Origin of the sequence: Pseudomonas sp. NPDC087817 (assembly GCF_044742875.1) — a bacterium.
Taxonomy (GTDB): Bacteria; Pseudomonadota; Gammaproteobacteria; order Pseudomonadales; family Pseudomonadaceae; genus Aquipseudomonas.
In genome coordinates, this window is record NZ_JBIUVJ010000039.1 from 12575 (window position 1) to 38255 (window position 25681).

A 25681-nucleotide genomic window follows, 5' to 3' on the forward strand; every position below is an offset into this window, starting at 1 on the left:
AGTCACACCTTAATGCGCAACAAACCCAAAGCCCCTCGATTAACGCCTGAGGCCGATACAGCCACGCTTTCGACATCCCGCCCCGCCACACCTGACAAGGGGCTGGAACACCTGGATTTCAATCTGCCCGGTCGCAAAACACCCGGGGGGGCAAACCCGCTCTCATCAGAGGGCGCAGTGGAAGGTTCATCAGGAAGGACTGTGCACCCCGAGCCTGCGGTGACGGTATCGGTCACGCCGCTATCGGACACTGCCCCGGCGGCGCATACGGCCCCGGTTTCGCCACTGCAACCCTACGTACAAAAGCCCGGACGCGAGCTATCCGCGCCAGATGCAGCCGGACTGAGATCCTACAAAGGCCGGCAATTCGCCGAGGTGGCTGGGGATCATGCAGAAAGCGGCACTCAGACAGTGATGGTGATGTTCGATGAAGTTATGAAAGCCTGGCGGGCAAAGCTGCCGTCCGAACGCAATCCCTCCGGGCCACCGCTTTATCGAATCGCCAACGGCAACATCTGGAGCCTGAAAAAACCGGTTGAGTATTACGATCACCTCGACTACTCCATCCATCATTTACCCGATAGCCAAGGCTACTACGGCGTTTCCAGGCGGGACTTTTTCAATGCCAATCGATGGTTACCCACTGACCTTTGGGCTTTCAGGGATTCTCGTAATGGCAATTGGGTCAAGGTCGTGCGGGTCACCGCGCTTGGAGATTCATCTGCTACACCGCTTGCACACTGGACCGATGGCGAAATCTGGAGTGCGTACCGCCTGCACGGTGCCGAAGCTCAAGTCTTTCGCACCGAAGCACAATCCCTTGGCAGGGCACCTGACTGGGCCCGCCGTTTCGACGAAGCGGATGTCTCCCGGTATTTGACCGACTCGTTGAAATGGCTGCATCCGCACAAGTCCCTGAGCGAACGCTCGGACCTCCTGCGCAGCTACAACTTGACGGCGGCCCAGCAAACTCGTTTGCGGCAGGACCTGCAAAACGGACAGTTCCCCGAATGGGCCGAACAGCACAAGCAATTGACCCAGAGCAATGACGAGCAGCGGTTCAAGCACATTGCCGAGGAACTGGATCCGTATTGCCTGCGATTAAGAAATGAAGGCGAAAACTTCAGCGACTCATTACCCGACGTTGATAAACGCTATGACCGTCAGTTTCTGGAGAGCTATCTGCAACAAGCAGGTTACAAGCGCAATGTGCATGACTCGCTGTATCGGACTGATATCCCGGGAATGTTTCGCGCTGATCTGCGCACACCTTTTGAACTGGCCAGGGACAAACGCCTGGTAAAGTTGCGGGGCAATCCCTCCGACACCACAACCAAACGGGCTTTAAGCGCGACATTTGGTCTGGCCAATGCCTTGTCCTACATGAGTTTTGATTACTACTCCAACCCTCGGCATTACAACAGCCAGGCCAATCGCTACCCAGGGCACTTCAGTGACAGTGATTCGTCGACCGGAAATCGACACAGCACGGACGGGGAATCGGATACATCGTTTGAAATGGACGACTCGCGCGACTATCCACTGCTACGGCGCAACCAAAAACTTGGGTTTCTTTATGTCATCGACACCCGCGGCGTCGAAGTCGTACCCCGGGTGGAAAACATTTATCTGAACAACATGGACTTTGACGGCGATACGCTCGAAGGCCGGATATCAATGCCTACGCGGGGTATCAGCGCCGAGCGGATCTGGCTGGTGCACTCGGACCTGAAGCGAGCTGCCCGGGTGGAAGATATCTTTCGACAAGCGGGCGACGACGCCGAGGAAATCGAGAACGCAACGTGGGCAGGCGTCGATGCCGACTCTGTAGAACGCGTTGGCCACACCCCTTACGATGCATTGATCAATCAAGTAGCCGACTCTGGCGGGGAAATACTGGATTTGCCGAAAGGTAACGGTACATTTGCCAATGACATTGTGTGGTCTGTTCCCGAACATCACAGAACCTGATTCACAAATAAGTTGAACATGTGAAATACGCCATTCATTGCACAAATGAATGGCGTATACCCTCAGGCACCGAGGGGCAGCTTATCAATAAGCTTGAACACAAAAACTACCGGTTTATTGTTATAGGCGACATGCCCGGTCACATTGGGATCTACACTCTTGAAAATATTCATTCGATTAACTGTGTCACGATACAACGGCTTTTTATTCGACTCGCTCGCCAGTTCAATATAAGTCGGGCCGACTTCAAGTTCACCCAGCGTGGCGCGCATCACTCCGGTTTTACTGATTGAAAAGAATTCACTCTGTTCGTGCTGACTGACCAGCAGATTGTGCGTACGACTCTCTATAACCAAACGTGCGCCATCATTCACACCGCGCAGCACAATGTTGATCGCATAGCTGTCACCCTGTGGCGTGAATTTAAGCAGCAGCGGTTTATCATCCTCATGGTCGGCGAGCGTAATAAAGCTCGATTCGCGCGCGTCCGCCAGTGCCACTTCAGTATCGAGTTTTTCACGCTGGGTTATCCGCGAGTCGCGCAAGCGCTGCTTCAAGCGTTGTTGATTAAGCACCACCGGCAGCCCGTTGACATAGAGATTTGCAGTGAATGCAACGTTGTCGCTTTTATTTGTAGACATAAAACCACCTCCTCGCAGAAGTCTTGCCGCTTATCCATTCGCAGCACCTGATCATTCTGCATGACAAGAAAATTGATTCAGGCCGCAACCATCGGAGCGACAGACTCTGCCGTGGCGGAAACACGAGCAATTTCGTTGACAGGAATTTTGGCGGCCTTGCGTTTACGACGCTCAATGACCATCAAATCGGCGTAGACCGCCGCCGCTTCAATAACGTGATTAACGTTATGATCGCTACCGGCATGTTTGAAAATATACTTACCGGCAATATCGTCCCAGAACCCCCACTCATCTTCATAAACAGTCATGATTATTCCTTGCTCTTAAAAAAAGTCACCCGCATCCTGCGGGCAACTTGAAATTAAGTTAAAGGAATAGCCAACACAATGCTGGCAAGTACCGCGAGTTGATTCAAAGTAAAACTAGGCGAACAGTTCACCTTGTAATTCATCGAGCAATGCTTGTATTGCATCCAGGCGTTGCTGAGGGTCGTCGAGTTGCAGCAGGTCGATCTTGTCTTCTTCCGCAAAGGGCAACAGATACGCCAACTGATTGGCCAGCGATTGCTGGCCGACCGCCTCGGTGCCCATGTTCAACGCTTCGACCATCGGATGTTCCGCCAGCGCCTTGAGCAACGCCACCAGATCGGCGTCTTCATCCTGCAACGGTTGCTCGGGTTCGTCGTCCAGCCACTCGACGTCGGCGATGATCAGTTGATCGCGCTGCACTTCAGTGCGCAGCACGTGGAAGCGTCGCCCGCCCTGCACGCGAATCCCCAGCAGGCCATTGTCCTGCTGTTGGAAATCGGTAATGCGCGCCTCGCATCCGACCAGAGCAAAACCTTGCGGCGCGACGCCGACTTCATGGCCATCGAGGATGCACACCACGCCAAAGCCGCCGCCCTGCTTCATGCAGCGGCCGATCATGTCCAGATAGCGCGCCTCGAATATCTGCAAGTCGAGGTTGCAGCCGGGAAACAGCACTGTGTTCAGCGGAAAAAGCGGCAGACTCATAGACATTTCCTTACACCACCATCGACACCGCCAACGGCAGGAACACCGCCGTGGCCACGCCCATCAGACTCATCGCCAGCGCCGCGAAGGCGCCGCACTCCTCACTTTCCTGCATCGCCACCGCCGTGCCGACCGCATGCGCGGTCATGCCCAGCGCCATGCCGCGTGCCTCGGGGCTGTGCACGCCGAGACGGTTCAACAACGCCGGGCCGAAGATCGCGCCGATCACCCCGGTGATCAGCACGAACACCGCTGCCAGCGCCGCGACGCCACCGATCTGCTCGGCCACCAGCATCGCAATCGGTGAGGTCACCGACTTCGGCGCCATGGTCATCAGGATCATGTGCTCGGCGCCGAACCACCAGCCCAGCGCCACACCCATGCCCGTGGCGACCACCCCGCCTATCACCAGCGTAGTAAAAATCGGCCAGAACAATTGGCGGATGCGCCGCAGGTTGAGATACAGCGGCACGGCCAGCGCCACCGTCGCCGGCCCGAGCAGAATGCTGAGAATCTCGGTGCTCTTGCGGTACTCGGCATAGGTCAGGCCGCAGCCCACCAGCACGCCGATCACCAACAGCATGGAGACCAGCACCGGTTGCAGAAAGATCCAGCGGGTTTTCTCGAACGCCGCCAGCACCAGTTGATAGGCACCGAGGGTGATGCCGATGCCGAACAGTGGATGGTGAATCACCGACGCCCAGGCGCCATGCCAGTCGAAGAGCATCAGGACTCCTCCGAATGCCGCGCGTGGCGCTTGACCAGGCGCTGCATCAGCACGCCAGCGAAGGCCATCGACAGGATCAGCGACACCACCAGTGCACCGACTATCGCCCAGAAATCGGCGGCAATCGCCGTGGCATAGACCATCACGCCCACCGCGGGTGGCACCAGCAGCAACGGCAGATAACGCAGCAAACTGCTGGCGGCGAGGTTCAGCGGCTCGCCGACTTCACCGCGAATGATCAGGAATATCAGCAGCAACAGCAGGCCGATGATCGGCCCCGGCAATACCGGCAACAGCAAATGATTGAGTGCCGTGCCGAGCAATTGGAACAGCACCAGCAGGGTCAGGCCACGTAACAACATCTGACATCTCCGACAGAAAGCGCCCGGCATTATAAGCACGCCTGCGCTATGGATCGGCATTCGCCAAAAGCATGGTCGGTTGACCGGAGCAAATTGCCATGATGATCTACAGTGGTTCGCAGGGCGGTCAAATCCCCCACCTGAAAAACTATAAAACCGATGAACCCAAGGAGAGTCTCAATGCCCTATGTTCCCGTTGCAGAGCTCAAAGATTATGTCGGCAAGGAACTCGGACGTTCCGAATGGCTCACCATCGATCAGGAACGCATCAACCTGTTCGCCGAAGCCACGGGTGATTATCAGTTCATTCACGTCGACCCGGTCAAAGCCGCGCAAACGCCATTTGGCAGCACCATCGCCCACGGTTTCCTGTCGTTGTCGCTGATCCCGAAATTGATGGAAGACATCCTCGTGCTGCCGCAGGGCGTGAAGATGGTGGTCAACTACGGCCTCGACAGCGTGCGTTTCATCCAGCCGGTCAAGGTCAATTCCAAAGTTCGCCTGAAGGTCGATCTGGGCGAAGTGACCGAGAAAAAACCGGGCCAGTGGTTGCTCAAAGCCACCGCAACACTGGAGATAGAAGGCTCGGACAAACCGGCCTACATCGCCGAGCCGCTGTCGCTCTGCTTCGTTTAAGCGCCGGGATGCGAAGCAGCGCACGCTGTTTCGCATCCGCTCACTTCCGGCGGCTGTATAAGGTCACATAGCTGCGGCATACTCGGTCGCCTAATTGCCCGGATCCCGCTATGCGCCCACTCGCTTCTCTTGCCCCTATTGCCTTGACCCTGATGCTTGCCGCTTGCGGCGACGGCGAGTCGCTGTTGCCGCCGGATGCGCGCCTGCCGGACGGCGGACGCTATCGTGGCGAGTTGGTCGATGGCTTGCTGCAGGGCCAAGGGCGCGTCGACTACCCTAACGGCAGTTGGTACGCCGGGCAGTTCGACAAGGGCCAGTGGCATGGCCAGGGCGAATGGCACGGCAGCAACGGCGAGGTCTATCGCGGTCAGTTCCAGCAAGGGCTGTTCGACGGTCAAGGCAGCCTGACCACCAACGCCAGCAGTTACACCGGCGGGTTCAAGCTCGGTCGACGTGATGGCGAAGGCACCCTTAAAGAAAACGCCATGACCTACCGTGGCGAGTTCAAGGCCGATCAATATTCCGGGCTCGGCCGTCTGGAAATGGATGACGGCAGCTCCTATCAAGGCCAGTTCGCCCACGGTAAACCGAATGGCGAAGGCCAGCGCGGCGACGCCAGCGGCAACTCGTTCACCGGCCATTTCGTCAACGGCCAACTGGAAGGCAACGGCACGTTCAACAGCGCCGACGGCGACATCTATGTCGGTGGTTTCAAGAACAATCAATTGCACGGCAAGGGCCGCTACGAAAACGCTGACGGCGACGTCTGGCTCGGCCAGTTCAAGGAAGGCGCACTGACCGGCAAGGGCGAACTGATCGGCGCCGACGGCAGCCATTACATCGGCTCGTTCAGCGACTGGCGCTTCAGTGGCCAGGGTCGTTTGAATCTGCCCGATGGTAGCTTCTACATCGGCGGCTTCGACAGCGACAGTTACGCCGGACGTGGCACCTTGGTGCTGACCGATGGCAGCGTGCTCAGCGGCACCTGGGTCAACGGCCAGCGTGTGCGCGATGCCGACGGCAAGTTGCTGCCCGACACCCTTGAACTCGGCTTGCTCGCCCAGGGCCGCCTGCTCGATGACGCACTGGCCGCCATCCCGGCCTCGACGCCTGCGGTCGAGTTGTACACCCTGACCCTCGGCGGCGACGGCAAGCAGAGCGTGTTCCTGCGCGAGTCCGATTACGTCGCCAACATGCTCAGCACGCGTTTCGGCGCCTATGGCCAGATCCGTCTGGTCAACCACCGCGACCACCTCGGTGACCGGCCGATGGCCACCCGCGAAAACCTGCGCCGCGCCGCGCAAACCCTGGCCGAACGCAGCGGCCCGGAAGATTTGCTGTTCATTTACCTGACCAGCCACGGCACCGCCGAACACGAACTGGTGCTCGACCAGCCGCGCATGGAACTGGCCGACCTGCCCGCCGACGAACTCGCCGCCGTGCTCGCACCACTGAAAAATCGCGACAAGATCATCGTGATTTCCTCATGCTATTCCGGCGGTTTCATCCCGGCCCTCAAAGACGAACGCACGCTGATCATGACCGCCTCGCGTGCCGATCGCGTGTCCTTCGGCTGTTCCGAAGAGGCCAACTTCACTTACTTCGGCGATGCGCTGTTCGCCCAGGCGCTGAACCAGACCGACGATCTCGAACAAGCTTTCAAACTGGCCAAGGCCACCGTCGCCGAGCGTGAACTGGCAGACAATTTCGAAGCCTCAGAGCCGCAAATCTGGGCGCCGAAAACCGTGCTGTCGCACTGGCAGTTGCTGCGCAAACAGCAAGCCAGAAAAGCGTTGCAAAGTGCTGCATTGAACGACGGAGCGACAAACAGCAACTAAGCTGAACAGTATCAAGGGAGAGACACTATGTACTTGACGCCTCAGCACGTATTGCTTGCCGGAGCCACCGGATTGACCGGTGAACATCTACTCGACCGTTTGCTCAACGAGCCAACGATTACCCGCGTGCTCGCCCCTTCCCGCCGGCCACTGGCCGAGCATCCGCATCTGGAAAACCCGGTCGGCGACCCACAGGCATTTCTGCCGCAGCTCAGTGGTCGCGTCGACATCGCTTACTGCTGCCTCGGCACCACGATCAAACAGGCCGGTTCGGAAGCGGCGTTCCGTGCGGTGGATCTGGACATGGTGGTGACGTTCGCCAAGCGTGCGCGGGAGATGGGTGCGCGACATCTGATCGTGATCAGTGCGTTGGGCGCCGATCCGAAGTCGTCGATTTTCTACAACCGGGTCAAGGGTGAGATGGAAGAGGCCTTGCGTGCGCAGAACTGGCCACAACTGACCATTTGCCGACCATCGCTGTTGCTGGGCGAACGCACTGAGCCCCGTCTGGCCGAGCAGTTGGCCGGGCCGTTGTCGAAGCTGATTCCGGGCAAGTATCGCGGCATCGAAGCGTGCCAACTGGCCCGAGCGATGTGGCGGTTGGCGCTGGAAGAACAGGATGGAGTGCGGGTGATCGAGTCGGATGATCTGAGGAAGCTGGGCAAGTAACTCCTTCACTGGATGATGATCGTTCCCACGCTCTGCGTGGGAATGCAGCCATGGACGCTCTGCGTCCCAAAAAGCGTGACGCGGAGCGTCACAGGAGGCGTTACCACGCAGAGCGTGGGAACGATCAGTCGCTACAATCCGCCCGTCGCCTGAAAACCTACGCCAAGCACCGTCAGCAAAGACAACGGCAACAGCAGCGTATCGAGCAAAGCACTCGCCGGCAGATCCACCCCCGGATAGCTCGGCGCTTCAGCGCCGAACCGATCCATCGCGCAACATCCGCCATTCATTGCATACAAATCCAGCCGCGTCCCCGAATACACCACTGGCGCTCCCGGTTTGGCCGCATCGAGCGTCCGCGCGGTGGCACACCCCGTCAGTTGCAGCGCGAGCAAAACCACCAGCAGCTTATTCATCGCTGCTCAGATGATGCTCGCCCCAACGCGGCAGCATGTCCTGAGGAATACCCAGCAGATTGAGAATCCGTGCCACGACGAAATCGATCAGGTCATCGATGGTCTGCGGCTGGTGATAAAAACCAGGGGACGCAGGAAGAATGGTCACGCCCATGTTCGACAGCTTGAGCATGTGCTCCAGATGAATGCTCGAATACGGTGCTTCGCGTGGTACCAGAATCAACTGGCGACGCTCCTTCAACGTCACGTCTGCCGCACGTTCGATCAGGTTGTTGCAAGCGCCGGTGACAATCGCCGACAACGTACCGGTCGAACACGGCACCACCACCATCGCTGCGGGTGCACCGGAGCCCGAGGCCACCGGCGACATCCAGTCTTCCTTGCCGTACACGCGGATCTGCCCGGCGGCTGCGCCGGTGTATTCGGTGAGGAACGCCTGCATCATCTGCGGCTTGGGCGGCAGTGTGACGTCGGTCTCGGTGGCCATCACCAATTGCGCTGCCTTGGAGATCAGAAAGTGCACCTCGCGATCTTCACGCACCAGACAATCGAGCAGGCGCAAACCGTACTGCGCACCGGATGCACCGGTCATCGCCAGCGTGATGCGTTCCGGGCCGCCGTTCTGCGAAAAAGTGTTCATTGCAGCGCCTCGGCGAGTTTGCCGTGCAGGCCGCCGAAGCCGCCGTTGCTCATGATCACCACGTGGGTGCCGGGCTGAGCCTGGCTCTTCACGCGATCGATGATGCCTTCCAGCGAATCGCTGACAATCGACGGCACGCTACACAACGCTGCGGTGCCGGCCAGATCCCAGCCAAGGTTGGCCGGCGCGTACCAGATCACCTGGTCGGCGTCGTTCACACTCTCCGGCAAACCGTCACGGTGCGCGCCGAGTTTCATCGAGTTGGAGCGCGGCTCGATGATCGCGATCAGCGGTGCATCGCCGATGCGCTTGCGCAGGCCGTCGAGCGTGGTGGCAATGGCGGTCGGATGATGGGCGAAGTCGTCGTAAATGGTGATGCCGCGCACTTCAGCGACTTTCTCCATGCGCCGTTTGACGTTTTTGAACGCACTCAACCCGGCAATGCCCATCGACGGCACGACGCCGACGTGACGCGCCGCCGCCAGCGCGGCCAAGGCATTGGCGACGTTGTGCTGACCGGTCAGCTCCCACTCGACCGTGCCCTGGGACACGCCTTCGAACATCACCTCGAACGCCGAGCCATCGTCTTTCAGCAACTTGACCTGCCACTGACCGCCGACACCGGTGGTCTGCACCGGGGTCCAGCAGCCCATCTCGATCACACGCTGCAAGGCCGGCTCGGTGGTCGGGTGAATCACCAGGCCTTCGCTCGGGATCGTACGCACCAGATGATGGAATTGCCGCTCGATCGCTGGCAGATCAGAGAAGATGTCCGCGTGATCGAACTCAAGGTTGTTGAGGATCGCGGTGCGTGGGCGGTAGTGAACGAACTTCGAACGTTTGTCGAAGAACGCGCTGTCGTATTCGTCGGCTTCGATCACGAAGAACGGCGTACCGCCCAGACGTGCAGATACCGAGAAGTTCTGCGGCACGCCGCCGATCAGGAAACCCGGGCTCATGCCGGCGTGCTCCAGCACCCAGGCGAGCATGCTGCTGGTGGTGGTTTTGCCGTGGGTGCCAGCGACAGCCAAGACCCAGCGACCTTGCAGCACATGATCGGCCAGCCACTGCGGGCCGGATACGTACGGCAGGCCTTTGTTCAGCACATATTCCACCGCTGGATTGCCGCGGGACATGGCGTTGCCGATCACCACCAGATCCGGCGCCGGATCAAGCTGGGCCGGGTCGTAGCCCTGAGTCAGCTGAATGCCTTGGGCTTCAAGCTGTGTGCTCATCGGCGGATAGACGTTGGCGTCGGAGCCGGTCACGTGATGGCCCAGCTCTTTGGCCAGTACGGCCATCGAGCCCATGAAAGTCCCGCAGATACCCAGAATATGAATGTGCATAGTCGACCTCGTAAAACATGGCCGCAGGTTAGCGTAGGGAGGGAAAATTCGCACCTTTGTTTCGGGCTGATCGCTCCTACAGATTCGTGCCCATGATCGTTCCCATGCTTCGCGTGGGAATGCAGCCCGGGACGCTCTGCGTCCCATCCAAAGCCGAACGCGGAGCGTCCGTTGAGGCATTCCCACGCAGAGCGTGGGAACGATCAGTCACGCAGACCGGGCAATCCCATGCTTACGCAGTTTTCTATAAAGGGTATTGCGGCTGACACCGAGTTGCTGCGCCGTGTGGGTCATGTGCCAGCGGGTCTGCTCCAGTGCATTGAGCAATGCCGAGCGTTCGGCGTCTTCCAGCGGATGATCGGATTGCATAACCTCCAACTCTACCGCCGGCCGTGCCTGACGAATCATCACCGGCAAATCCTCCAGCCCGATCCGCCCTTCATCACACAACGCCGCCAGCGTACGCAGCACGTTGCGCAACTGCCGCACGTTCCCCGGCCAATTGAACGCCAGCAATGCCTGCCGCGCCGGCTCTTCGATCAGAATCGTTTCGCCGCCCGCCTCCTCGGCCAGCAGGAAATCCAGCAACTGCGATTTATCACTGCGTTCACGCAACGCCGGCAACGCCACTTCCAGGCCATTGAGCCGGTAATACAGATCCTCGCGAAAACTGCCGTCCGCCACCCGCTCCAGCAGATTGCGGTGAGTGGCGCTGATGATCCGCACGTTGACCGCTTCCGGCTCGCCGCCGATCGGCACCACCTGCCGATCCTCCAGCACCCGCAACAAGCGTGTCTGCAAGGCCAACGGCATGTCGCCGATTTCATCGAGGAACAACGTGCCGCCATCGGCCTGCTGCAACTTGCCGCGCATGCCGTCCTTGCGCGCACCGGTGAAGCTGCCACCGCGATAACCGAACAGCTCGCTCTCGATCAGGCTCTCGGGAATCGCCGCGCAGTTGAGGGCGACGAAGGCTTTACTGGCGCGTTGGCTGGCCTGATGGACAGCCTTGGCGAACGCCTCTTTGCCGGAGCCGGTCTCGCCATTGATCAGTAGCGGCACATCGCGCTCGAACACGCGCAGGGCTTTGCGGAAGTCCGCTTGCAAAGCCGTATCGCCGAGGCAAATGCTCGATAGACGCGGCGCCTCCGCCACAACCGGCGACGAAGGAATGATCGGCGTCGACTTGCGCGACTCGCCGCGTAATACGGCAAACAAATGTCGCCCATCGCGGGTGCGCAACGGCCAACTGGCGCTGGCATTGGCACTCGCGCGGCCGAGCAATTCATCCAGCGAACAATCGAAAAACGCCTCCACCGGTTTGCCCAGCAATCCGCCGCGAATATGCCCCAGCAGATTCAGCGCACTCTGGTTGACCGCACTGATCCGCCCTTCCCCGTCGAACGCCAGCAAGCCCTCACTGAACAGCCCGACCGACTCGGCCTGCAAGTGAAAACGCAGCAACCACTGGTTATCGAAGCAACGCAGGAAATAGCAGCTCTCGATCATCTTCGCCGAGAGGTTGACCAGCGCCATGGTGTGAAACTGGCTCTGCCGCGAGACGTCGTGGCGCGCCGAGGACACGTCGAGCACCGCGAGCAGTTCGCCATGCGGATCGAACACCGGACTCGCCGAACAGGTCAGGCCGGTGTGGCGTCCGCGAAAGTGTTCGTCCTGGTGAATGGTCAGCGCCTGACGTTCGACCAGGCAGGTGCCGATGCCATTGGTGCCTTCACAGGCTTCGCTCCAGTCGGCGCCGAGCCAGAGGCCGGCACGTTCGAAGATCTTGCGTTCGGCAGGTGCAGTGACACAGTTGAGGATCACCCCGCGCGCATCGGTCAGCAAAACTGCATGGCCGGCGCCAGAGAGTTGTTGATGCAGGCTGCTCATTTCGTTGCCGGCGATCTGCAACACCTGTTGCAGGCGCTCGCGGCTTTCAAGCACGCGCCCGTGCTCAAGCACGGTGGGCGCCATGCTCAGGGCCGGATCGAGGTGATAGTCCTCAAGACAGCGCAGCCACGAGCGGGCAATCGACGGATCGGCGCCGGGCCCGTGCAGATGCGGTTTGCCCTGGGTCGCGGTGAGAACCTGCTGGGCATGGCGACTCAAATGGTTGTCGTGCATTTCTTATTGTTCTCCCCGAGGCTCGGCGGCCCAATGCTTGAGGTGACGCCCAGCATCCTCCAGCCGCTCTGGCAATGCAATGCTGGCAAGACTGCCCGGTCACCAGCTGTGCCAAAAGCGGTACACACTGTCACCCAATCTGTACCGAAACCGTCACAGGCGTTATCCGCCCGTCCGACAAAAACCGCGCAAGGCCTTGATTTCACTGCCCTGCACGGCAGTGGCCCGACCTTTGCTCTACGCTTATAGCAAGCGCACTTGCGCGTTTCTCTAATAAGTACAAAGCCAAGGAGAACATCATCATGCGTTACGCTCACCCCGGTACTGAAGGCGCCAAAGTCTCGTTCAAGAGCAAGTACGGTAACTACATCGGCGGCGAGTTCGTCGCGCCTGTCAAAGGTCAGTACTTCACCAACACCTCGCCAGTGAATGGCCAACCGATTGCAGAATTCCCCCGCTCCACTGCCGAAGACATCGACAAGGCACTGGACGCCGCCCACGCCGCTGCCGATGCCTGGGGCGCGACCTCCGTGCAGGCGCGCTCGCTGATCCTGCTGAAAATTGCCGACCGTATCGAACAGAACCTCGAGCTGCTGGCGATCACCGAAACCTGGGACAACGGCAAAGCCATCCGCGAAACCCTCAACGCCGACATCCCGCTGGCCGCCGACCATTTCCGCTACTTCGCTGGCTGCCTGCGCGCCCAGGAAGGCAGTGCTGCCGAAATCGACGGCAACACCGTGGCCTATCACATTCATGAACCACTGGGCGTGGTCGGCCAGATCATCCCGTGGAACTTCCCGATTCTGATGGCCGCGTGGAAACTCGCACCAGCGCTGGCCGCCGGCAACTGCGTGGTGCTCAAGCCTGCCGAGCAGACCCCGCTGGGCATCTCGGTGCTGGTCGAACTGATCGGCGACCTGCTGCCGCCGGGCGTGCTGAACATTGTTCAGGGCTACGGCAAAGAAGCCGGCGAAGCGCTGGCGACCAGCAAACGCATTGCCAAGATCGCCTTCACCGGCTCGACCCCGGTCGGCTCGCACATCATGAAATGCGCTGCCGAGAACATTATTCCGTCCACCGTTGAGCTGGGTGGCAAATCGCCGAACATCTTCTTCGAAGACATCATGCAGGCCGAGCCGACTTTCATTGAGAAAGCCGCCGAAGGTCTGGTGCTCGCATTCTTCAACCAGGGCGAAGTCTGCACCTGCCCGTCCCGCGCGCTGGTGCAGGAGTCGATCTACGACGAATTCATGCAAGTTGTGATGAAGAAAGTCCTGCAGATCAAACGTGGCGACCCGCTGGACACCGACACCATGGTCGGCGCCCAGGCGTCGGAACAGCAATTCGACAAAATCCTTTCGTACCTGGAAATCGCCAAGGGCGAAGGTGCCGAGCTACTGACCGGCGGCAAGGTGGAAAAACTCGAGGGCAGTCTGTCGACCGGCTATTACATCCAGCCGACCCTGCTCAAGGGCACGAACAAAATGCGTGTGTTCCAGGAAGAAATCTTCGGCCCGGTGGTGAGCATCACCACCTTCAAGGACGAAGCCGAAGCCCTGGCCATTGCCAACGACACCGAGTTCGGCCTCGGCGCCGGCCTGTGGACCCGCGACATCAACCGCGCATATCGCATGGGCCGGGCGATCAAGGCCGGTCGTGTGTGGACCAACTGCTACCACCTGTACCCGGCGCATGCCGCGTTCGGCGGGTACAAGAAGTCCGGCGTCGGCCGTGAGACGCACAAGATGATGCTCGATCACTATCAGCAGACCAAAAACCTGCTGGTGAGCTACGACATCAATCCGTTGGGCTTCTTCTAAAAACATGGGGCGACACTGATGTTTCGGTGTCGCCCATTCGACCGCCATCGCTGGCAAGCCAGCTCCCACAGGATTGTGGGTGAATCCACTTTGTTGAGTTCGACTCAGATCACTGTGAGAGCTGGCTCCCACAGGGTTGTGGGTGAATCCACTTTTTGAGTTCGGCTCAGATCACTGTGGGAGCTGGCTTGCCAGCGATGGCGCCCTGACTGACACACCACCAATGGCCTGGCCGCTCTGGCACAGCCCTTGCGTACCCGTCATTCGGGATTTGCACTGAAACCGCCGCTGCGTGAACAGCACCTATCCACTTCAACCGCCACACCCGAAAGTCCAACAGATCAAACAATAAAAAAGACAGCGAGGACTTATGACTTCCACCACACAGCTCAAACCCACACTCGGCACCCTGCACCTCTGGGGCATTGCCGTCGGCCTGGTGATCTCCGGCGAATACTTCGGCTGGAGTTATGGCTGGGGCACCGCAGGCACTCTGGGTTTTCTGGTCACGGCGCTGATGGTCGCGACGATGTACACCTGCTTCATTTTCAGCTTCACCGAACTGACTACTGCAATCCCACATGCCGGCGGGCCGTTTGCCTACAGCCGTCGGGCGTTCGGCGAGAAGGGCGGACTGATCGCCGGGATCGCCACGCTGATCGAGTTCGTCTTTGCGCCACCGGCGATTGCCATGGCCATCGGCGCCTATCTGAATGTGCAGTACCCGGAGCTTGATCCGAAGATCGCGGCGGTTGGCGCGTATTTCGTGTTCATGACCCTGAATATTCTAGGCGTCAGCATTGCTGCGACTTTTGAACTGGTGGTCACCGTACTGGCCGTCGCCGAATTGCTGGTGTTCATGGGCGTGGTTGCGCCGGGCTTCAGCTTCAGTAACTTCGTACTTAACGGCTGGTCGGGTTCGAACGAATTCACCATGGGCTCGATCCCCGGGATCTTTGCGGCGATACCGTTTGCGATCTGGTTCTTCCTTGCCATCGAAGGCGCGGCCATGGCCGCCGAAGAAGCCAAAGACCCGAAACGCACGATTCCCAAGGCTTACGTCAGCGGGATTCTGACCCTGGTGTTCCTCGCCATCGGCGTGATGGTGATGGCCGGCGGTGTCGGCGACTGGCGCCAACTGTCGAACATCAACGACCCGCTGCCACAGGCAATGAAAGCCGTGGTCGGTAACAACTCGACATGGATGCACATGCTGGTGTGGATCGGCCTGTTCGGGCTGGTGGCGAGTTTCCACGGCATCATTCTTGGCTACTCGCGACAGTTCTTCGCCCTCGCTCGCGCCGGTTATCTGCCGAAAAGTCTGGCCAAGCTCTCACGCTTTCAAACGCCACACCGGGCGATTCTGGCCGGCGGCGTGATCGGCATTGCGGCGATCTACAGCGACGGCCTGGTCAATCTGCAAGGCATGACGCTGACCGCTGCGATGATCACCATGTCGGTGTTCGGCGCGATCGTGATGTACATCATCAGCATGCTCAGCCTGTTCAAACTGCGCAAAACCGAGCCGAACCTGGAGCGCACCTTCCGCGCTCCGGGCTACCCGGTGGTGCCAGCCATTGCGCTGTTTCTGGCGCTGGTGTGTCTGGTGGCGATGGCGTGGTTCAACACGCTGATCGGTTGCGTGTTCCTGGGCTTCATGGCCGCTGGTTATCTGTACTTCCAGCTGACCGCCAAACAACGCGCCGAAGCGCCGGCAGACGCTATGCTCGAAGGTATCTAGTTGCACCGGCACCGGGCTTCGAACCCGGTGCCCGCTATATAGAAGTGCATACACCTCCCTTGTGCGGGAGATGAACCTGTGGCGAGGGGATTTATCCCCGATCGGCTGCGAAGCAGTCGTAAACCCATTTATCGCTGTGTAGCTGATACTCCGCGATCTCAGGGTTGGCGGCCGCTGCGCGCCCCATCAGGGATAAATCCCCTCACCACGGAGTCCGTTCCCACAAGGAACTGAGTTATCCACAGAATCAAGAGGACACCGCCCCATGGCCGCATTTGCCCATTCCGTCGGCGCCCAGACCTATCGCTTCGACAGCCTCAAGGATGTGATGGCCAAAGCCAGCCCGGCGCGTTCCGGGGACTTCCTCGCCGGCGTCGCCGCGCTCAATGACGGCGAACGCGTGGCCGCACAAATGGCGCTGGCCGACATCCCGCTGACGCATTTTTTGCAGGAAGCGCTGATTCCCTACGAGTCCGATGAAGTCACCCGACTCATCATCGACACCCACGACAAACAGGCCTTTGCCGTGGTCAGCCACCTCACCGTCGGCGGTTTCCGCGACTGGCTGCTCAGCGAGGCGGCCGATGAAACCAGCCTGCGCGCCCTCGCCCCCGGACTGACCCCGGAAATGGTCGCGGCGGTGTCGAAGATCATGCGCGTGCAGGATCTGGTGCTGGTCGCGCAGAAAATTCGCGTGGTGACGAAATTTCGCGGCACCCTCGGCCTGCGCGGGCGTCTGTCGACCCGTCTGCAACCCAATCACCCGACCGACGAGCCATCCGGTATTGCCGCGAGCATTCTCGACGGCCTGCTGTACGGCAACGGCGACGCGATGATCGGCATCAACCCGGCCACCGACAGCATCGCCTCGATCTGCGCGATGCTGGAAATGCTCGACGCGGTCATCCAGCGCTACGACATCCCGACTCAGGCCTGCGTGCTGACCCACGTCACCACCTCGATCGAGGCAATCAACCGTGGGGTGCCGCTGGACCTGGTGTTCCAGTCCATCGCCGGCACCGAAGCGGCCAACGCCAGTTTCGGCATTAACCTGAATGTCTTGCAGGAAGGCTACGACGCCGGGCTGAGCCTGAATCGCGGCACCCTCGGGCAAAACCTGATGTATTTCGAAACCGGTCAGGGCAGCGCCCTGTCAGCCAACGCCCACCACGGCGTCGATCAACAGACCTGCGAGACACGGGCCTACGCCGTGGCGCGACATTTCAAGCCGTTTCTGGTGAACACAGTCGTAGGATTTATCGGCCCGGAATACCTCTACAACGGCAAACAGATCATCCGCGCCGGCCTCGAAGACCACTTCTGCGGCAAGCTGCTCGGCGTGCCGATGGGCTGCGACATCTGCTACACCAACCACGCCGAAGCCGATCAAGACGATATGGACACCCTGCTGACCCTGCTCGGTGTCGCCGGGATCAACTTCATCATGGGCATCCCCGGCTCCGACGACATCATGCTCAATTACCAGACCACTTCGTTCCACGACGCGCTCTACGCGCGCCAGACCCTGGGTCTGAAACCGGCGCCGGAGTTTGAACAATGGCTGGCCAGGATGGGCATCTTCACCCAAGCGGATGGCAAGGTGCATTTCGGCAATAACCTGCCGCCGGCCTTTCGCCAGGCCTTGGCGCAACTGGGATGAGTCTTATGGAAAAACCGCCTGTCGACCCGCAAAACCCATGGCTGGAACTGCGCCGCCTGACCCCGGCACGCATCGCCCTCGGCCGTACCGGCACCAGCCTGCCGACCAGTGCCCAGTTGGATTTTCAGTTTGCTCACGCGCAAGCGCGAGATGCGGTGCATCTGCCGTTTGATCACGCCGGACTCAGCGCGCAACTCAGCGAGCACGGGCGCGAGAGCCTGTTGCTGCACAGCGCGGCGACCGATCGCAACAGCTACCTGCAACGCCCGGATCTGGGGCGCAAGCTCAGCGATGACTCGGCGCAAACCCTGCGCGATTACGCGCAAGCGCATCCCGGCGGCGTTGACCTGGCGATTGTCGTGGCTGACGGCCTGTCGGCACTGGCTGTGCATCGGCATACATTGCCGTTTCTCACACGCCTGGAAGAGCAGATGAGTGCTGACAACTGGTCCATTGCCCCCGTCGTTCTGGTGGAACAGGGGCGGGTCGCCGTCGGTGATGAAATTGGTCAACTGCTCGGCGCAAAAATGGTCGTGATGCTGATCGGTGAGCGCCCGGGCCTCAGTTCGCCGGACAGCCTCGGTTTATATTTCACCTACAATCCAAAAATCGGACTGACCGATGCCTACCGCAATTGCATTTCCAACGTGCGGCTGGAGGGCTTGAGCTACGGGATGGCGGCGCATCGCTTGCTGTACCTGATGCGCGAGGCCTGCCGGCGGCAGCTGTCGGGGGTCAATCTGAAGGACGAGGCGCAGGTTCAGACGCTGGAAGCGGACGCCGGTGCAGACATGAAAGGAAACTTCCTACTCGGTCCGCCCCCAACCTGAACCGTTTCCGCATTGCGTTTCTGCGCAGGTTTCAGGCAGGATCGATACACGGCCGCCAGGGTTTCCCATCGCCGTCAGAGCAGTTGAAGACAGCCACTTGAAGACGAGACCTATCATGCGGATTATTCAAGCGACCCTCGAACATCTGGATTTGTTGACTCCGTTGTTCGTCAAATATCGCGAGTTCTACGGTTCCCTGCCTTATCCGGATTCCTCCCGCGCGTTTCTCGAAAAACGCCTGCGCCGCAAGGAATCGGTGATCTATCTGGCCCTGGCCGATGATGACGACAAAAAACTGATGGGTTTCTGTCAGCTGTATCCAAGCTTTTCCTCGCTGTCGCTCAAGCGCGTGTGGATCCTCAATGACATTTACGTCGCCGAAGATGCCCGCCGCCAATTGGTCGCCGATAACCTGATCCGCACCGCAAAAAAAATGGCCAAGGAAACCCAGGCCGTGCGCATGCGCGTGTCCACCAGTGCCGATAACGAGGTGGCGCAGAAAACCTATGAATCGATCGGATTCAAGGAAGACACCGAGTTCAAGAACTACGTGCTGCCAATCAGTGAAGAGCTCTGAACACCTGCATCGACGGCATATTTATGGGCAGTTCCTGTGGCGAGGGAGCTTGCTCCCGCCAGGCTGCAAAGCAGCCCCAAGCCCCAACACCTCGATCCTGCAGGCTCACCGCATGCCTGCGGGTTCGGGAGTGCTGCGCCCTCCAGCGGGAGCAAGCTCCATCACCACAACAAAGCGCTCGGCACGACAATCCATGCTTCCCTGACAAATCCTCACACCCCGACATCCCCCGCTACAAAACCAACGCGCTTTTCATCTTTCAGACCGTATAATCCCGATCTTTCCGGCTTGTAAGAAAAACTACACCCCGTTGTAGGCTTACACCAAGTCATCCGCACAGGCCTGCCGAGTCGGGCCATCACCACAGGTGCCTCCATGGATTTCAACCCGCTCGACCTTATCCTGCATCTCGACGTCTACCTCGATTTGCTGGTGAACAATTACGGGCCATGGATCTACGCCATCCTGTTCCTGGTGATTTTCTGCGAGACAGGTCTGGTGGTGATGCCGTTCCTGCCGGGCGATTCGCTGCTGTTCATCGCCGGCGCCGTTGCGGCGGGCGGAGGCATGGACCCCGTGCTGCTCGGCGGCCTGCTGATGCTGGCGGCAATCCTGGGCGACAGCACCAATTACGTGATCGGAAGAACGGCCGGAGAAAGGCTGTTCAGCAACCCGAACTCGAAAATCTTCCGCCGCGATTACCTGCAACAGACCCACGACTTCTACGACAAGCACGGTGGCAAGACCGTGACCCTGGCGCGTTTCCTGCCGATCATTCGTACCTTCGCGCCATTCGTCGCCGGCGTGGCAAAGATGCCCTACCCACGCTTCTTCGGTTTCAGCGTCTTCGGTACCGTGCTGTGGGTCGGCGGTCTGGTGACGCTGGGTTACTTCTTCGGCAACGTGCCGTTCATCAAGAAGAACCTGTCGCTGCTAGTGGTGGGCATCATCCTGCTGTCGCTGGTGCCGATGATCATTGGCGTCGTGCGTAGCCGTTTCGGCGGCACCAAAGCGCAATCGCACTAAGCCGATGTGGTCGCTGAGCGCCTGGCGACGCCGGCGCATTCTGGCGAAGCACCCGATTGCCGATGACATGTGGCAACGGGTGCGCCATCACCTGAGCTTTCTTGACGGCATCACCGCCGCCGAAGACCAGTGGTTGCGCGAAGCCTGTGTGCTGTTTCTCGAAGACAAACACCTGACCGCCCTGCCCGGCGTCGAACTGCATCAAGAACAACGCCTGCTGCTCGCCGCCCAGGCGCAGTTGCCGCTGCTCAACCTCGGTGATTTGAACTGGTATCAGGGCTTCCACGAAATCGTCCTCTATCCCGACGACTTCCTCAGCCCGCAACGCCATCGCGATGCCAGCGGCGTCGAGCATGAATGGGACGGCGAACACAGCGGCGAAGCCTGGCAGCAGGGGCCCATCATCCTCGCTTGGCCTGGCGTGATGGCCAGTGGTGGCTGGGAAGGCTACAACCTGGTAATCCACGAACTGGCGCACAAACTCGACATGCTCAACGGCGACGCCAATGGCCTGCCGCCGCTGCACGCCGACATGCGCGTCAGTGACTGGGCCGAGGTGATGCAAAAGGCTTACGACGACCTCAATCATCAACTCGACCGCAACCCTGACGCCGAAACGGCCATTGACCCGTATGCCGCCGAGAACCCGGCCGAGTTCTTCGCCGTCACCAGCGAGTACTTTTTCAGCGCCCCGGATCTGCTCGACGAAGCTTATCCACAGGTCTACGCGCAACTGCAGCTTTTCTATCGTCAGGATCCGTTGGGCAGACTGCGGCAACTTCAGGCCACGGACCCGGTCTATCAGGCGCACGACTAAGCTCTGCACGACTTTCGGTACATGGCGCGCCCGGCAGAATATGCCTATAATCGCCGCCACTTTTTGGTCAATCCGGCCAAGTGTTTTTGGTCAACTACGGGGGCAACGCCCAATGAGCTACAGCAAGATTCCGGCTGGCAAAGACCTGCCGAACGACATCTACGTCGCGATCGAGATCCCGGCCAACCACGCGCCGATCAAATACGAAATCGACAAAGACAGCGATTGCCTGTTCGTTGACCGTTTCATGGCCACCCCAATGTTCTACCCGGCCAACTACGGTTACATCCCGAACACCCTGGCTGACGACGGTGATCCCCTCGACGTGCTGGTTGTGACCCCTTACCCGGTTGCGCCAGGCTCGGTCATCCGCGCACGTCCAGTCGGCATCCTGAACATGACCGACGACGGCGGCGGCGATGCCAAAGTCATCGCAGTTCCACACGACAAGCTGTCCCAGCTGTACGTCGACGTGAAGGAATACACCGACCTGCCACCACTGCTGATCCAGCAGATCGAACACTTCTTCGCGAACTACAAAGATCTCGAAAAAGGCAAATGGGTCAAGATCGAAGGTTGGGCCGGTGCAGACGCCGCTCGCGACGCGATCACCAAGTCGGTTGCTGCCTACAAAGGCTAAGCACCTGCGCTATGCGTGATGCTTGATGCTTGAAGAAAACCCCGGTTGATCCGGGGTTTTTTGTGCCCGGGAAAAACCGCCTTAAACAGAGTGTTTATGGAGGACTACAGAAAAGTTTTAGCCTGTGTAATTTCCCACAAGGACGTCTTACATCCCGTCGCAAAATTCAGCCCGTTTTTGAACGCCCGGTTTATTCAAACTGCTCTGGCACGGCCGTAGACTCCGTGTTTATGAGAAAGAACACTAGCGGTCCAAGATTCAAAGCACTCCTGGAAGCTGCGAACATCTCGACGACGGGTTTCGCAAAGTTCTGGGGCACGGAAGCCCAAAATGTCCACAACTGGTACACCCGGGGCGTCCCGGCGTATCGCATGGAAGAAGTCTCACGCCTGCTGTCCGTCAACAGCGAATGGCTGAAAACCGGCGAAGGCACAAAAGAGGTGCCGAGCCTGACTCCGCCTGCCAGCAACGGCGACAGCTATGACGCCCAAGATCCCCAGGGCGCCTATCGATTCATCCACCCCAACGACCTCGAACTGGCATTCTTCAAAGAAACACCCCTCGCCAACGGCTCCGACAAAACCCACGTCATTCAAGACCCGGACTTCTCCATCCGCCTGCTACGCGCGCACCTGGATCAACTGGAAATTCGCCCCGCCGACGCCATCTGCGCGCACATGATCGGCAACAGCATGGCCGAACGCATCGAAGACGGCTCTATCGTCGCCATCGACCGCAGCCTGACCCAAGTCGTTGACGGCGAAATCTACGCCATCGAACACGACGGCATGCTGCGCATCAAATACCTGCACCGCATGCCCGGCAACGGCCTGCGCCTACGCAGCCACAACAACGCTGAATACCCGGACGAAGTCTTCCACCCGGCGCAGATTGAAGAGCAAAGGATCCATATATTGGGTTGGGTATTCTGGTGGTCGACCCTGAGCAAACGCCGGCCAGTGGTGCCGTTTCTCTGAGTTGTTTTGACTGACGCCGGTTCACATAGAACCCTGTGGGAGCGCACTTGCCCGCGCAGAGGCCCTGAAAAACAGTACAAAATCCTGATTTGTACCGCTGCAGTCGCTCTAACCCGCACTTCAGGCTGGGAATCCCGGGCAAAACTCAGTATCCTGCGCCCCACATTTGCGCATCGACCCGCTCCCGGCGGCTGCGATGACGCCCGACGCGGCAGACCAACGTCTGACCAAGTCCCACAGCCGGACGCAGATCCGGGTGTACGTTTTGAAGGCTGGCGCGGTTTACCAAAAATAAACCAAGCCAGTCCCCGAGAAGCCGGCCACAAGCCGGCTTTTTAATGCCTGAAATAACCCCGTCCTATCCAGAAGTCTGCCTGATCACCCACGTGATTCACCGCAGCCCTGTGCCATTTATCACGACTGGACAGCAGCCGGAGTTTACCCGGCTTCATTGTGGCGCATCCTTATAGGTGACGGACTCCAGCCGATCCAGCCCGTCCCCGACGTAGAAGCTCAACGGACGCGGCAAGGCATTGGCCGCTGTATCACACTGGCGAATCAGCGTCGAAGCCCGGTGCTGTAACGGGAACTTGCTGTACAGACGGTGCTGCCCCAACTCTGCGAAGCCCAACGTAATGATCAGCGGACTGTCCAGATAGGCCTGTAGCCGCAGTTCGCCGCTCTGCACCTGCTCCTGCAACCGGGCATCTCTGAAACGGTAACGGGCCGGGTACGACGACTTGCCGATTTCCACGCTGACCTGGTCCGCCTTGTCCCCAGAGGCCTTCCACAGCATCGTCACGCCCGCCGGAAACGGTTCTACGGGGCGCGCCTGCAATTCGCATTTCACCGCGGAGTCGACCTCTTCCATTACGTTATCTGTTTCGTGGCCTTGAGGAATCAGCGCCATGGTCAGTACCTCGGGCGCAAGCGCCAACTCGATCATCAATGGCTGTGGCAGTGCATCGAGTTGTTGACGTTGCTCGTCGCTAAGCGCCTGACGCGCTTGCGCCGATATGTCCAAAGTCACTTCAATGCCCAGCGTACTGGCTGCGCGGGCCTGGACAATTTCGTCGAATACTCCACGCAAGGCAGTGCGCTGGGCATCGCTCAAGGGCTGCAATTCGCTCATGTGCACCAGGCCGCCGTCTTCCAGATCTGCCCACCAGCGCAGACTCTGCGGGTCAATTTGGAGTGCGACCAAAATGTTGTCGATCAATTCCTGCTTGTGGGTATCCACCCGGACGCTAGAACCTGCTGACTTCTGAAAGGCCAGAGTCATCGGCTCGTCATTGCAGCCAGCCAATAAGAGAGCGCCGAGCAGCGCCAGGGGTTTCAATCTCATCCATTAACATCCTTGTGGGGAGGGGGCTATCCATAAAGTTTGGGGGGCTGTCACTTGGCTGCTTTGAGGTATTTGGTATCACTGGAGCCACCAATGAGGATCATCGTGCAACCTGTGCCAAGCCCATGTTCAGCCATTTTCTGAGACTGCCTCGCATGCGTTTGCCGCGCAGTCTATGTCGGTCATCGGCGCAATCAAAGACCGAACGTTTACCTGGACTCACTTGTCACCATCACCGCAAATGGGCAGCCAATGCTTGCCAATTTCTACTTCTCAGGGCTAAATCCCGCCCCTGTCATCACCCTCAGAATTTACCCGCACTCCCGTCGCCAGCCGGATTCCGGCATTGAGTCTCACGGGAATCCACGGAATGGCCCCGCACATCCCTACTCTGCTGGTCGTCTCGGTCTTTATGTATTTTTAATGGGTCTTTTGTCGGCAACATTGTCCTGTCACTCAGTGCCGCGATGTACTGGACGGCCATGCGCACGCTGGTGGGTCGCACACTTTACCTGTCGGGATTTTTGGCGGGTTCTGTAGTCTGCCTACTGCGGTGCCTGAACCGGGCTATAAATCCGAGAATCACTCCACAAGGAAGTTAGAAATTGATCCCCCGCACTTTGAGTTCACAACTGAAATCCGCCGCCGCAATAACGCTGTACCTCTGTCTTTCCGCATGCGTCGGAGTAGGCATCTCCCTCCCGGAAAAAGTCACACTGAAAACCGATGCCTACAGAGCGCAAAGTTACCGCTCGATCACCCCGCAGATCACCCGAACAGCAACATCAACTCCCACCCGCGAATGGTGCGGGATCACGGTCTGGGCGCTGGTGATCCCGGTGCCGTTGAAGCTGCCGGTGTGCAGTTCGTACTACGAGCAATCCTTTGGCAGCGACGAATTCGGCAGGGAAGTTGTTCTGCTCGACACGCAACAAACAGTGTCATCCCCGCTCTACGCCTGCGGCCCACTCATGGTGCTGGGGCCGATTGTTCACGGTTACGAAGGCAATGCCCTGTGCGGTGTTTTTCCTAAATGATTAGGTGATTCACGGGTAGCTGAAGGACTTCACCAAGGTCAACTCCCCCACCGCCCGCATCGGCACCAGGAAGGTCTCCATTTTCTCGCTTGGAGTTCCTTCCTCCGTGATCACCGTGACTTGCGCTGTGGTCAGCGGTTGCACCGCTTCATCGCTGCCGTCTTCATCGCTGCGATAACCACCGCCGAAGTAGTTTACGTACACCAGATACTGCCCCTTGATCGGCGCCGGCATCGCGAAGATTTCCGGGCCGTAACCCGTGGTCACGTCAACGTCGAGCGCTGCGCCGTTGGCGGCGGTGCGGTCGCCGTACCAGATGTGCGCGCCGTCGGGGGTGATCAGGTGCAGGTCGAGATCGGTGCCGTCGCTGTCCCACGCCAGCAGAACGCGCAGCTTGGCCGGGGTGGCGCCGCCGCTGGTGTTGAGGAACTGAGTGCGGTGACGTTGTTGGCCGTCGGGGCTGCGCACTTCGACGCTGTTGCTGCCGTTGGGGAAGGAGAACGGGCGGTCGAAGCGCCCGCTGTCGTCGATTTTCAACGGCATGCTGACGCCGTTGACGATCAAGCGGCCGGGCTCGCGGCTCTTTGGCGTGGCTTTGATTTCGCCGCTGATGCGGGCGGTGTTGGCCTGACCGACCGGGGTATTTACCGACGAGGCCGGGTAGTTAACGGTCTGGCGGAAGCTTTCACCCTCGCCTTCGGGGGCGCCGCTGCGCCAGCCGCCGATCGGGGTGTCGAGTTTGACGCTGTCGGCGGCGATGGCCGGCGATAGCGCGGTCAACGTGCAGAGCAGCAGCAAGACCTGTGGATAACGGAGTGTCATGGC

General features: G+C 59.4%; 25 protein-coding genes. 14 read left to right on the forward strand and 11 right to left on the reverse strand.

Translation table 11 applies throughout. The annotated features are described in order from the left end of the window. Positions 1-12 precede the first annotated feature (12 nt). Complete coding sequence (locus ACIONG_RS20990; protein WP_401302480.1) at positions 13-1971, forward strand: hypothetical protein; 1959 nt, start codon at positions 13-15, stop codon at positions 1969-1971. A 62-nt stretch (positions 1972-2033) separates the two neighbouring features. Here the strand turns inward: ACIONG_RS20990 and ACIONG_RS20995 are convergent, their stop codons facing one another. The 5 genes from ACIONG_RS20995 to ACIONG_RS21015 all read right to left on the reverse strand — a co-directional run bounded on the left by ACIONG_RS20995 (position 2034) and on the right by ACIONG_RS21015 (position 4714). Further along, entirely contained in the window at positions 2034-2612 is a 579-nt protein-coding gene (locus ACIONG_RS20995; RefSeq protein WP_401302482.1) for a hypothetical protein, read from the reverse strand. A gap of 77 nt (positions 2613-2689) precedes the next feature. Then, the gene (locus ACIONG_RS21000; protein ID WP_103303698.1) at positions 2690-2920 is read right to left on the reverse strand and encodes a hypothetical protein; all 231 of its coding nucleotides are present in this window, start codon (positions 2918-2920) and stop codon (positions 2690-2692) included. A gap of 114 nt (positions 2921-3034) precedes the next feature. After that, positions 3035-3625: an LON peptidase substrate-binding domain-containing protein gene (locus ACIONG_RS21005; protein WP_401302484.1), complete on the reverse strand. Its 591-nt coding sequence runs from the start codon at positions 3623-3625 to the stop codon at positions 3035-3037. A gap of 10 nt (positions 3626-3635) precedes the next feature. After that, complete coding sequence (locus ACIONG_RS21010; protein ID WP_103303700.1) at positions 3636-4352, reverse strand: LrgB family protein; 717 nt, start codon at positions 4350-4352, stop codon at positions 3636-3638. Next, positions 4352-4714, reverse strand: coding sequence for a CidA/LrgA family protein (locus ACIONG_RS21015; RefSeq protein ID WP_213026680.1), 363 nt, complete (start codon positions 4712-4714; stop codon positions 4352-4354). The genes ACIONG_RS21010 and ACIONG_RS21015 overlap by 1 nt, the downstream gene beginning before the upstream one ends. A gap of 180 nt (positions 4715-4894) precedes the next feature. Between ACIONG_RS21015 and ACIONG_RS21020 the strand changes: the two genes are divergently transcribed. From ACIONG_RS21020 to ACIONG_RS21030, 3 genes are all read left to right on the forward strand, one after another. After that, the gene (locus tag ACIONG_RS21020) at positions 4895-5350 is read left to right on the forward strand and encodes a MaoC family dehydratase (RefSeq protein WP_034153755.1); all 456 of its coding nucleotides are present in this window, start codon (positions 4895-4897) and stop codon (positions 5348-5350) included. A gap of 110 nt (positions 5351-5460) precedes the next feature. After that, on the forward strand, positions 5461-7188 hold the full coding sequence (locus tag ACIONG_RS21025; protein ID WP_103303702.1) for a C13 family peptidase: 1728 nt from the start codon (positions 5461-5463) through the stop codon (positions 7186-7188). 27 nt (positions 7189-7215) lie between these two features. Then, a complete protein-coding gene (locus tag ACIONG_RS21030; RefSeq protein WP_401302487.1) occupies positions 7216-7857 on the forward strand; it encodes an oxidoreductase in 642 nt (213 codons plus the stop codon). Positions 7858-7988: 131 nt separating this feature from the next. Here the strand turns inward: ACIONG_RS21030 and ACIONG_RS21035 are convergent, their stop codons facing one another. From ACIONG_RS21035 to ACIONG_RS21050, 4 genes are all read right to left on the reverse strand, one after another. Further along, positions 7989-8273: a YceK/YidQ family lipoprotein gene (locus ACIONG_RS21035; protein ID WP_103303704.1), complete on the reverse strand. Its 285-nt coding sequence runs from the start codon at positions 8271-8273 to the stop codon at positions 7989-7991. Then, entirely contained in the window at positions 8266-8913 is a 648-nt protein-coding gene (gene ubiX, locus ACIONG_RS21040) for a flavin prenyltransferase UbiX (RefSeq protein ID WP_401302490.1), read from the reverse strand. Before ubiX ends, ACIONG_RS21035 begins: the two co-directional genes overlap by 8 nt. After that, complete coding sequence (gene mpl, locus ACIONG_RS21045) at positions 8910-10259, reverse strand: UDP-N-acetylmuramate:L-alanyl-gamma-D-glutamyl-meso-diaminopimelate ligase (protein ID WP_401302492.1); 1350 nt, start codon at positions 10257-10259, stop codon at positions 8910-8912. Before mpl ends, ubiX begins: the two co-directional genes overlap by 4 nt. 207 nt (positions 10260-10466) lie before the next feature. Continuing rightward, the gene (locus ACIONG_RS21050) at positions 10467-12383 is read right to left on the reverse strand and encodes a sigma-54-dependent Fis family transcriptional regulator (protein ID WP_401302494.1); all 1917 of its coding nucleotides are present in this window, start codon (positions 12381-12383) and stop codon (positions 10467-10469) included. A gap of 302 nt (positions 12384-12685) precedes the next feature. Between ACIONG_RS21050 and ACIONG_RS21055 the strand changes: the two genes are divergently transcribed. The 9 genes from ACIONG_RS21055 to ACIONG_RS21095 all read left to right on the forward strand — a co-directional run bounded on the left by ACIONG_RS21055 (position 12686) and on the right by ACIONG_RS21095 (position 22474). Then, a complete protein-coding gene (locus tag ACIONG_RS21055) occupies positions 12686-14206 on the forward strand; it encodes an aldehyde dehydrogenase family protein (protein WP_213026685.1) in 1521 nt (506 codons plus the stop codon). Between the two features lie 370 nt (positions 14207-14576). Continuing rightward, positions 14577-15947, forward strand: coding sequence for an ethanolamine permease (eat, locus tag ACIONG_RS21060; protein ID WP_103303708.1), 1371 nt, complete (start codon positions 14577-14579; stop codon positions 15945-15947). A gap of 265 nt (positions 15948-16212) precedes the next feature. After that, positions 16213-17607 (forward strand): ethanolamine ammonia-lyase subunit EutB, encoded by a 1395-nt coding sequence (locus tag ACIONG_RS21065; protein WP_213026686.1) that lies wholly within the window; start codon positions 16213-16215, stop codon positions 17605-17607. 5 nt (positions 17608-17612) lie between these two features. After that, on the forward strand, positions 17613-18437 hold the full coding sequence (gene eutC, locus ACIONG_RS21070; protein WP_401302497.1) for an ethanolamine ammonia-lyase subunit EutC: 825 nt from the start codon (positions 17613-17615) through the stop codon (positions 18435-18437). A gap of 115 nt (positions 18438-18552) precedes the next feature. After that, entirely contained in the window at positions 18553-19014 is a 462-nt protein-coding gene (locus tag ACIONG_RS21075; RefSeq protein WP_074691599.1) for an N-acetyltransferase, read from the forward strand. A gap of 375 nt (positions 19015-19389) precedes the next feature. Then, positions 19390-20040 carry a DedA family protein gene (locus ACIONG_RS21080; RefSeq protein ID WP_103303711.1) on the forward strand — a complete coding sequence of 217 codons (651 nt, stop codon included), beginning with the start codon at positions 19390-19392 and terminating at the stop codon, positions 20038-20040. Positions 20041-20044: 4 nt separating this feature from the next. Continuing rightward, a complete protein-coding gene (locus tag ACIONG_RS21085; RefSeq protein ID WP_103303712.1) occupies positions 20045-20857 on the forward strand; it encodes a zinc-dependent peptidase in 813 nt (270 codons plus the stop codon). 112 nt (positions 20858-20969) lie between these two features. After that, positions 20970-21497 carry an inorganic diphosphatase gene (ppa, locus tag ACIONG_RS21090; protein WP_008052339.1) on the forward strand — a complete coding sequence of 176 codons (528 nt, stop codon included), beginning with the start codon at positions 20970-20972 and terminating at the stop codon, positions 21495-21497. A 230-nt stretch (positions 21498-21727) separates the two neighbouring features. Further along, a complete protein-coding gene (locus ACIONG_RS21095) occupies positions 21728-22474 on the forward strand; it encodes a helix-turn-helix transcriptional regulator (protein ID WP_103303713.1) in 747 nt (248 codons plus the stop codon). Between the two features lie 448 nt (positions 22475-22922). Here the strand turns inward: ACIONG_RS21095 and ACIONG_RS21100 are convergent, their stop codons facing one another. Beyond that, positions 22923-23819: a hypothetical protein gene (locus ACIONG_RS21100; RefSeq protein ID WP_401302500.1), complete on the reverse strand. Its 897-nt coding sequence runs from the start codon at positions 23817-23819 to the stop codon at positions 22923-22925. A 605-nt stretch (positions 23820-24424) separates the two neighbouring features. On the opposite strand from ACIONG_RS21100, the gene ACIONG_RS21105 reads away from it, so the two are divergent. Beyond that, the gene (locus ACIONG_RS21105) at positions 24425-24856 is read left to right on the forward strand and encodes a hypothetical protein (RefSeq protein ID WP_103303716.1); all 432 of its coding nucleotides are present in this window, start codon (positions 24425-24427) and stop codon (positions 24854-24856) included. A 9-nt stretch (positions 24857-24865) separates the two neighbouring features. Here the strand turns inward: ACIONG_RS21105 and ACIONG_RS21110 are convergent, their stop codons facing one another. Further along, positions 24866-25678, reverse strand: coding sequence for a YfaP family protein (locus tag ACIONG_RS21110; protein WP_103303717.1), 813 nt, complete (start codon positions 25676-25678; stop codon positions 24866-24868). Positions 25679-25681 lie beyond the last annotated feature (3 nt).

Coding starts and splice junctions, on each gene's coding strand:
- ACIONG_RS20995 (WP_401302482.1), bottom strand. CDS start 2,612: ATGTCTACAAATAAAAGCGACAACGTTGCATTCACTGCAAATCTCTAT.
- ACIONG_RS21110 (WP_103303717.1), bottom strand. CDS start 25,678: ATGACACTCCGTTATCCACAGGTCTTGCTGCTGCTCTGCACGTTGACC.
- ACIONG_RS21080 (WP_103303711.1), top strand. CDS start 19,390: ATGGATTTCAACCCGCTCGACCTTATCCTGCATCTCGACGTCTACCTC.
- ACIONG_RS21015 (WP_213026680.1), bottom strand. CDS start 4,714: ATGTTGTTACGTGGCCTGACCCTGCTGGTGCTGTTCCAATTGCTCGGC.
- eutC (WP_401302497.1), top strand. CDS start 17,613: ATGGAAAAACCGCCTGTCGACCCGCAAAACCCATGGCTGGAACTGCGC.
- ppa (WP_008052339.1), top strand. CDS start 20,970: ATGAGCTACAGCAAGATTCCGGCTGGCAAAGACCTGCCGAACGACATC.
- ACIONG_RS20990 (WP_401302480.1), top strand. CDS start 13: ATGCGCAACAAACCCAAAGCCCCTCGATTAACGCCTGAGGCCGATACA.
- eat (WP_103303708.1), top strand. CDS start 14,577: ATGACTTCCACCACACAGCTCAAACCCACACTCGGCACCCTGCACCTC.
- ACIONG_RS21035 (WP_103303704.1), bottom strand. CDS start 8,273: ATGAATAAGCTGCTGGTGGTTTTGCTCGCGCTGCAACTGACGGGGTGT.
- ACIONG_RS21055 (WP_213026685.1), top strand. CDS start 12,686: ATGCGTTACGCTCACCCCGGTACTGAAGGCGCCAAAGTCTCGTTCAAG.
- ACIONG_RS21005 (WP_401302484.1), bottom strand. CDS start 3,625: ATGAGTCTGCCGCTTTTTCCGCTGAACACAGTGCTGTTTCCCGGCTGC.
- mpl (WP_401302492.1), bottom strand. CDS start 10,259: ATGCACATTCATATTCTGGGTATCTGCGGGACTTTCATGGGCTCGATG.
- ACIONG_RS21020 (WP_034153755.1), top strand. CDS start 4,895: ATGCCCTATGTTCCCGTTGCAGAGCTCAAAGATTATGTCGGCAAGGAA.
- ACIONG_RS21050 (WP_401302494.1), bottom strand. CDS start 12,383: ATGCACGACAACCATTTGAGTCGCCATGCCCAGCAGGTTCTCACCGCG.
- ACIONG_RS21030 (WP_401302487.1), top strand. CDS start 7,216: ATGTACTTGACGCCTCAGCACGTATTGCTTGCCGGAGCCACCGGATTG.
- ACIONG_RS21075 (WP_074691599.1), top strand. CDS start 18,553: ATGCGGATTATTCAAGCGACCCTCGAACATCTGGATTTGTTGACTCCG.
- ubiX (WP_401302490.1), bottom strand. CDS start 8,913: ATGAACACTTTTTCGCAGAACGGCGGCCCGGAACGCATCACGCTGGCG.
- ACIONG_RS21095 (WP_103303713.1), top strand. CDS start 21,728: ATGAGAAAGAACACTAGCGGTCCAAGATTCAAAGCACTCCTGGAAGCT.
- ACIONG_RS21010 (WP_103303700.1), bottom strand. CDS start 4,352: ATGCTCTTCGACTGGCATGGCGCCTGGGCGTCGGTGATTCACCATCCA.
- ACIONG_RS21065 (WP_213026686.1), top strand. CDS start 16,213: ATGGCCGCATTTGCCCATTCCGTCGGCGCCCAGACCTATCGCTTCGAC.
- ACIONG_RS21000 (WP_103303698.1), bottom strand. CDS start 2,920: ATGACTGTTTATGAAGATGAGTGGGGGTTCTGGGACGATATTGCCGGT.
- ACIONG_RS21025 (WP_103303702.1), top strand. CDS start 5,461: ATGCGCCCACTCGCTTCTCTTGCCCCTATTGCCTTGACCCTGATGCTT.
- ACIONG_RS21100 (WP_401302500.1), bottom strand. CDS start 23,819: ATGAGATTGAAACCCCTGGCGCTGCTCGGCGCTCTCTTATTGGCTGGC.
- ACIONG_RS21085 (WP_103303712.1), top strand. CDS start 20,045: ATGTGGTCGCTGAGCGCCTGGCGACGCCGGCGCATTCTGGCGAAGCAC.